Here is a 6952-nt window from a genome sequence, read left to right on the forward strand (position 1 = left end):
GTGCCGAGCAGCCACTCTTCTCCGCCTCCAGCAGGCGCCCCTTCCTCCTCGTCCCGAGCGGCCTGATTGATGCGGGCTCGGAATTCGTCGACTGTCTCGGTCGCTGACTTTACTCTGAACCGAAGACCATGGGACGCGTAACGATGCCGGCGGGTCCATCCGCGTTCACCGGGGTTGGGTTCGATGAAATAGGACAGCGTGACGCGGAGCTCGACCTGGGCAGCGCCGAGCGCCGCGAGCTGCTCCTTCGGCCAAGGCAGGCGATGCAGCTTCATGTCACGCGTTTTGGCAGCCGCGCCGCCCTCGCGCTGGAAAGGCTGAAGCTCATCTTCAACGATAAGCGTGAGGTCGTTCACCGTTGACAGAAGCGCGCGCCCAAGATCTGGCACGCCATAACCATAGCGCCGCACGAGCGCCTGGATCTCGCCCTTCGCTCCGTTGCACGCATCGATGCGTGCGCGCATCGCCGGAGTCCATTCGGCCGAGTGGACGATCAGGGCGCGAACCGTTTCAGGCCACAGCTCGGGGCGCGCTGATAGAATTAGTCCCGCCATCCGTGCGGCATGGGCCGTTGCCGCGCTCGTATCTCCGAGGGTGGTGAAGTGGCGCAGTTCGGGTCGATAGAAAGTGGTCAATATCTGCAGATCGTCGATCGGCTCGCCAGGCAACACACCGTCATGGGCGAGATTGCCGCCTTCGAAGACGACCTCGGGCTTCACCGGCCACTGCCTGTCCCAAACGACCGAAGTGCGACTGCGCGGCGAGAGCTCGCCGACCGGCGCGATCGGAGCGTAGCCCGCAAAGTCGGTGTCAAGGATATCGACCTTTTCTGTGAAAGCGCCGACCGTCAGCGCATTCCAGGCCTGAGAAGGATCATCGACTGCTTCCAGATCGTTGCGCGTCAAATGCTCGGCCGGCATGAGGTCATCGCCGATGTTGCCGGCAGAGAGAACGATCAAGCGTCGCTGTTCCTCTTCGAAACAGAGTTGGTCGATAGCGGCAGACCACGATGTGGGCCTTCCACGCGCCGGACTGGCGCTTGTCACAGCCATTGCGATCGCGCGGCGGCGCTCCGGCGCCTGCACCTCGGCGCGGGCGATCGCTTCCGCGGTGATCGCGCCATAGAGTTCTGGATCGTTTGCCTCGTCTTCTGGCGGAAGGATACGAACACTCTCCAGCCGAAAGGGCAATGGAACTGGATCGCCTCCGACCAGGAGCGGGACCAGATCACCGTACAGGCCGACACCTGCCATTCGCGTCCCGTGGCCGCTCCACGCAGGTGTGTCGTCGCTGCCCCATGCCGGTTTGACGGTGTGCCAGTCTTCAACGGCAAGTGCGGGTTCGATCAACGGGTGGGTGCGACGCACGCCGCTGTCGAGAATGCAGACCGCAATATCGGTTTGAGGCGGTCTGACGCGCCCGAGAAGCTCGTCGCTCCAGTCCCTTTGCTCCGCGCCGCCAAGGCCCATGAAGAAGGACGGCGTATCCTTCGCGCGCCGCAGCTCGGCGACTACATCGCTGTGCGCAATCATGCGGTCGAGCATTGCCGTGCTGGCGAGTGCCAGCATGACCACCCGCTCCGGAAACCTGACCGCATGCGTGCGCAAAGTGATGTTCAGGGCTTCGGCAATGTGCTCGAAGTTCTCGCGGCGACCGTCGCGCAGCCAGACTTCCCACCACACCTGCTCGTCAGCGGCCTGGGGGAAGAGGTCGTCGTGGTCGGTAAACAACGATCGTGCAGTCGCCAGCCTGACTGTCTCCATGCGGGAGACGAGCGGCTCGTTGCGCGGTCTGCCGCGGTCAGTGTCAACGTCTCGATACGCCTCGACTTTCCGCAAATAATAGGCTTGCGCGCTTTGCGGCAGGAACACCGACGCTGTGATGGGAGCACCGGGTTGAGTTGGCTCATGGACGGCGACCAGCTCCATGTGCTGGCGACGATCGGCCAACTGGTCGAGGGCCGCCCGTCCGGACATGGGCAGATCGATCTCGAGATAAAAGCCAGGCGTGCCGACCGACAGCTGGGGGTCACGCGCCGCAATCTGCTGGCGTGCACTTTCGACCGCTTGTTCGATGGATTGCGTCAAGGCCGCAGCATGCGACGCCCGATCACGCGCCGGCAGCGGCGGTGCATGTATAAGTTGGTTGGGCCGCCGATAGGCTTCCCGAATGCCGTTGTTGCGAAGGTGGATATGGGCGCGGTCGCGCGGAAAATCGTCTGCCATTATGATCTGTGCTGTCGCTACTCAGACAGCGAAGCCTGCCGGCGTTCCTTCAGAGCGTCGATGAGCGCTTCCGAGGTGATCCGCTTCCCCCCCCGCAATATGATGGTTTTTGCAGCGTCGTCGGCCGCGCGGGTGATCTCGGCCTGCGACAGTCTCTCTGCCTGAGAGATCGCCTCGTTCCAGGCAAGCCCTCTGGTGTCGAAGCGGTCGAGTCGAGCCCGAAGCAGCGCCTCGATAATCGGCCGATCGGGCACGGCGTATTCGATGACATCGTCGAAACGGCGGAACAAAGCTCTGTCGAGCAGCTCGGGATGATTTGTTGCCGCAATAATCAGGCTGTGGCTGTCGTCTTGCTCGAGAAACTGCAGAAACGAATTCAGCACGCGCCGAATCTCGCCAACATCCTGGCGTTCGCCTCGACGCGCGCCGATGGCATCGAATTCGTCAAAGAAGTAGACGCCCCGCGTCGCCTGCATTGCATCAAAAACAAGGCGCAGCTTTCCGGCAGTCTCTCCCATGAACTTGGTGATCAAACCATCGAGGACGATCGTGAAAAGGGGCAGATGAAGCTCCCCGGCCAATGCCGATGCGGTCATCGTCTTGCCTGATCCTGGCGGGCCGACCAGAAGCAGTTTGCGACGGGGAACAAGCCCGTGCTCGCGCAAGCTTGATTGTTGGCGCTGCTCTCCCAGCACGCGGTGCAGGCGCGAGCGCAGACTGTCCGGCAAAATCATGTCGGTCAGTCGCAGGTCCGGATAGCGCACATGCAGGAGCCCTGCGAGCTCGCCCTTTGGCTGAAAAAGGGGAACCGGCCGACTGCTCTTGGCAATCCGGGCGTCCCTGCTCTTGGCTGCGTCGACCAGATCCTTGAGCTCCTGAGCAAGCTTGCCATGGCCTTGACGTGCCTCATGCGCAGCAAGCTGCATCGCGATAGAGAGGAAACGATCCTCGTCGCCGGCAATGTGGCTTTTAAGCAGCGTCACGATATGGCGGGCCGTGGTCATGGCTCTCTTCTGGGGTATCCGTTTACTTGGCGAAGCGCATGCAACCTAAACGCTTTCAACGGCGATTTGTATCGCGCAATGGTGTTTTTTCTCTTGTCGATGTTCGCCCGTGGCAACTTCAGCGGTGAACTGTTGCGCCGCGGTCATAGGCCAGCCGGAATAACGCCGGCCAGCAGACAACAGTCCGCATCTTCGAGCGCTCGAAGTCTGGCCACTCACGCAGCGTGTCGGGTCCGAACGCTCCAAAGCCGCCCCGCCTGGCAGGTCCATGCGACCGATTGCGGGCGTGCGGCCATAAGGTCTACGCGGGCTCGCATGGCTGCCCGCGCCGCTGGCTAAAAAAGCTGTACACCATCTCACGAAACACCAGGTCCGCTCCTTTGCCGGCCGACGGTCCATGAAATCCCCTCCCCACTCACGACACCGGAGACCTCCTTGCCCACATGGCGCTCAAGCACCGGCCGCCATGGCACCAGCGTGAACTCGCGCGACTTCTCAACGACGGCATATTTTCCGCTGGCAAGCTCGACGGAGCGGCGGAGCGTACCCTCTACTCGTCCTCCGGATCGCGCTTCGGCATAGGGCAGGCCAAGTTCCTCCGACAGTTGGCCAGCAACACGGTTCAGTTCTCGCTGGCGCAGGATCGAAAGCATGTTGGCTCGATAGACGATCCGATCCTGTTCTTCATGCGCGAGGCCTTGCGCGATCAGCCACTGCCGCCGGCGAGCTTGCGCCTCTCTCACGTCGCAGCCGAAGCCGGATCCGTGCAAAGGCTCGGGTCTATCGGCAACCAGCTCCCGGTCGAGCCAGGTGGCGCCGTTGAAGCTGACCTGTCGCTCCAGCGCCATTGAGGAGAGCTTGTCGACAACGACAGGCTCGGCCCTGGCCCGCTGGCCCTCATAATTCGCGACGCGATCGAGATGGTCCGGCGCGATGAGCCAGGTGCCGTTCGGCTCTCGCTCAACGCCGCCGGTCGCGCGGCGGATCGCCTCCAGCCGCCGCACATGCGTTCGCGCAAAGCTCTCGGTGGCGGATGGGTCATGCTTCAGGTGGATATCGGCGTCGTAACGGCCGCCATGCGCGGCGGCGATTTCGGCGATGGTACGATCGACCTGCCTCGGCTCGGTGTTCCTTGGCGCGACACGCACGATGCAGCCATTAGGCATCGTTTCCATCGCCTCGCCTCTACCGATGTCGATCCAATGGCTCTTACCGTCGACGGCGTCGACGATCATGTAGTGGCGGTCATTGATCTCGTCGGCCAGTCCACGCGCGACAACGCGACCGACGAGAGACTGGACGGGCTCGCCGGCTCGATCGTGGATCACCCAGTCGGCGGCACTGCGGGCAAGCCCCTTGCCGGCCAGTTCGCGGTGCATGGTCTTGATGATGTCGCCGCGTTCGCCGGTGCGGCGCAGCGTGGCTTCGAGCTCATCGTCGAGGCGCCAGGAGCCAGCGCCGACCTCCGCGGCCAGACCCATCCGCTCGAGCTTGCGCAGCCGTCCCTGGTGCAGCGTCTTGCGAATGGCGTCGGGACCGCCCGGCGAGACCAGGCCGTCATCATCACGCATGCTGAGCAGCCGACGGTCGATGCTGGTGAAGCGTTCCTGCTCCATTTCCCGGCGCAGGCGAAGCTCAATCTCGCGGTCGGTTCGCGGACCGAGATCGAGGCTGACCAGCTCGGCCGCCCGCTCGCGGATGCCAGATGAGATATATTCGCGCGCGATGACCAGGTTCTCGCCACGGTCGTCCCTGCCACGGACGATGATGTGGCTGTGCGGGTGGCCGGTGTTGAAATGATCGACCGCGACCCAGTCTAGCTTCGTGCCGAGGTCTTCCTGCATCTGCGCCATGAGCCGCCGCGTCAGCGCCTTGAGGTCGTCGTACTCGATGCCGTCTTCGGCAGCGACGATGAAGCGGAACTGATGGCGGTCGCCGTCCGCGCGATCGATGAACGCCTTGCCGTCGACGCGGCCGCTGTCGGCGCCGTAGAGCTCGCCAGGTTCACCTTCGCGGGTGACGCCGTCGCGCTGAAGATAGCGTAGATGGGCACGCGCCCCGTCCGCGCCCTTGCCGGCGAGCTTGACGACCCGCGCCTTGACGATCACCCGGCGCTGGCGGAAGGCGGCATACCGGTCGCGCGATTTCAGCAGTGCGGCGGCCGCCCCGCCGCGCCCTGTCCGGCTTCCGGTGAAGCGACCACCGCGTTGCGGCCGGCCGCCAGCCCGGTTGATCGCCGCACGAACCTGGCCGGCATAGCGTTTGCCGGCCTTCGAGCCGCGCGACCCGATTTTGCCGAGCTTCGGCCTGAACTCGTCATCCTTCATGCGAGCCTCCCAGACATTTCAAGCAAAATCAGACACTTACACGTCCAACCCTCTTGGCACCGGCGGCAGCCTCCCGGAAAAACGATGTGCAGACAAAGATTTAACCGCCTCCTGGAGGCGGTACCTTTATCTTGCCTTACGCGCCCAGCCCCGCCAGACGCGCCCCCGTCCGCCCATGGCTAACGCACCGGCTCCTTCGGCTGCGCGCCGTCCTTGCCGAGCGGCACGAAGAGATCGCCGTTTCGCACGCCTGAGTGAACACCGTCATGAATGAAGAACAGCGACCGTCCGAGAGGAGCGATTTGCGCCTTTGGAGCGACAGATTGGCTTTCGAACGCCTCGATGTCGGCCGCCGAAACTCCGGCCGCCTTGAGTTGGTCGAGGTACTCGACGGTCTCTTCTGGCAGCGGTTTGCCACGCTTCAAATGCTCGTCGTAGCGCTCGGGACCGGCATTGTAGGCGCCAAACAGGCCAGGAAATCCGAAGCGGTCATACATGGCACTGAGATAGGCCGTGCCGGCCAGGATATTGTCGCGCGGATCGTGGGGGTTAGGCCCAAGGCCGTGTTCGACCCGCATCTCTTCATAGGTGCCGGGCATCACCTGCATGAGGCCCATGGCGCCAGCGGGGGAGGTGATGGGGCGGCCGTCGCGCATCGTCTTGCCGCCGCTTTCGGCAGCCATGACGGCATAGATCCAGGCTTGGGGAATATGGAAGCGCCGGCTTGCTTCCGATACCAACGTCTGCCACTTTCGCAGCTGCGGACTTTGGGAGATGGCGACCGGCTCAGCGCCGGTCGAGGCGGAACAGGCGCATGGCGCAATGGCGATCATGCCGAACAGCAGGAGGGTCACTCGGTCCATAGCGGCACGAGCCTCCCGATGACATTTTGAGTGGGAACAGGCCCGAAATAGCGGCTGTCGAAGGAGCGGTTTTTGTCGCTGCCGAGAAGGAAAACCTCGTTATCGCCGAGCGCTCGGCAGCCGTTCCACCATGGCAAAGATCGGCCTTTGACATCGATTTTGAGCCGGCGAGCGACGATGTCACCGCCGATGATGATGGCGTCGTTGAAGGCGCAGACATGCTCGCCCGGCAGCGCGGCAAGGCGTTTGACTAGAGCCACATTGCGAGGCAGATAGCCGCGTTCGGCGGCGAGATAGGCTACGAAACCAGGCGTGCGGACGAGCACGAGATCGCCACGTGCTGGCGCTCCCGCAGCGACGCGATAAAGGCCGACCGGCGCGCTGGCCGAGGCGTTCCAGACCAGCCAAGGGGTGGGTTTTGCGAGTGCCGCGAAGCCCAAAAGGCCGAGGCCAATCGTGGCAAGGGCGATCACTTTGCGCGCTCGAACGTGACGCAGGCCGCTGCCGATCAGACGGATGGAAGGACGCCGGTT

5 protein-coding genes are annotated in these 6952 nt (G+C 63.5%); all 5 read right to left on the reverse strand.

Annotated features, from left to right (window positions below; all coding sequences use genetic code 11):
- The coding region (locus E5W87_RS05645; protein ID WP_292394793.1) for a S8 family peptidase at positions 1-2225 on the reverse strand (2225 nt) is incomplete at its 3' end.
- Positions 2226-2242: 17 nt separating this feature from the next.
- Positions 2243-3229 (reverse strand): AAA family ATPase, encoded by a 987-nt coding sequence (locus tag E5W87_RS05650; protein WP_292225038.1) that lies wholly within the window; start codon positions 3227-3229, stop codon positions 2243-2245.
- Positions 3230-3585: 356 nt separating this feature from the next.
- The gene (rlxS, locus tag E5W87_RS05655; RefSeq protein ID WP_292394796.1) at positions 3586-5556 is read right to left on the reverse strand and encodes a relaxase/mobilization nuclease RlxS; all 1971 of its coding nucleotides are present in this window, start codon (positions 5554-5556) and stop codon (positions 3586-3588) included.
- Positions 5557-5735: 179 nt separating this feature from the next.
- Positions 5736-6419 (reverse strand): lytic transglycosylase domain-containing protein, encoded by a 684-nt coding sequence (locus E5W87_RS05660; RefSeq protein ID WP_292394799.1) that lies wholly within the window; start codon positions 6417-6419, stop codon positions 5736-5738.
- Positions 6407-6952: S26 family signal peptidase (locus E5W87_RS05665; RefSeq protein ID WP_292394801.1), on the reverse strand; the 546-nt coding region annotated here is incomplete at its 5' end. The genes E5W87_RS05665 and E5W87_RS05660, both read right to left, overlap by 13 nt.

The organism is Mesorhizobium sp. (assembly GCF_004962925.1).
Lineage (GTDB): Bacteria > Pseudomonadota > Alphaproteobacteria > Rhizobiales > Rhizobiaceae > Mesorhizobium.

What these genes read in the sequence shown, in the direction of transcription:
- E5W87_RS05650 (WP_292225038.1), bottom strand. Translation starts at nt 3,229, where the DNA reads ATGACCACGGCCCGCCATATCGTGACGCTGCTTAAAAGCCACATTGCC.
- rlxS (WP_292394796.1), bottom strand. Translation starts at nt 5,556, where the DNA reads ATGAAGGATGACGAGTTCAGGCCGAAGCTCGGCAAAATCGGGTCGCGC.
- E5W87_RS05660 (WP_292394799.1), bottom strand. Translation starts at nt 6,419, where the DNA reads ATGGACCGAGTGACCCTCCTGCTGTTCGGCATGATCGCCATTGCGCCA.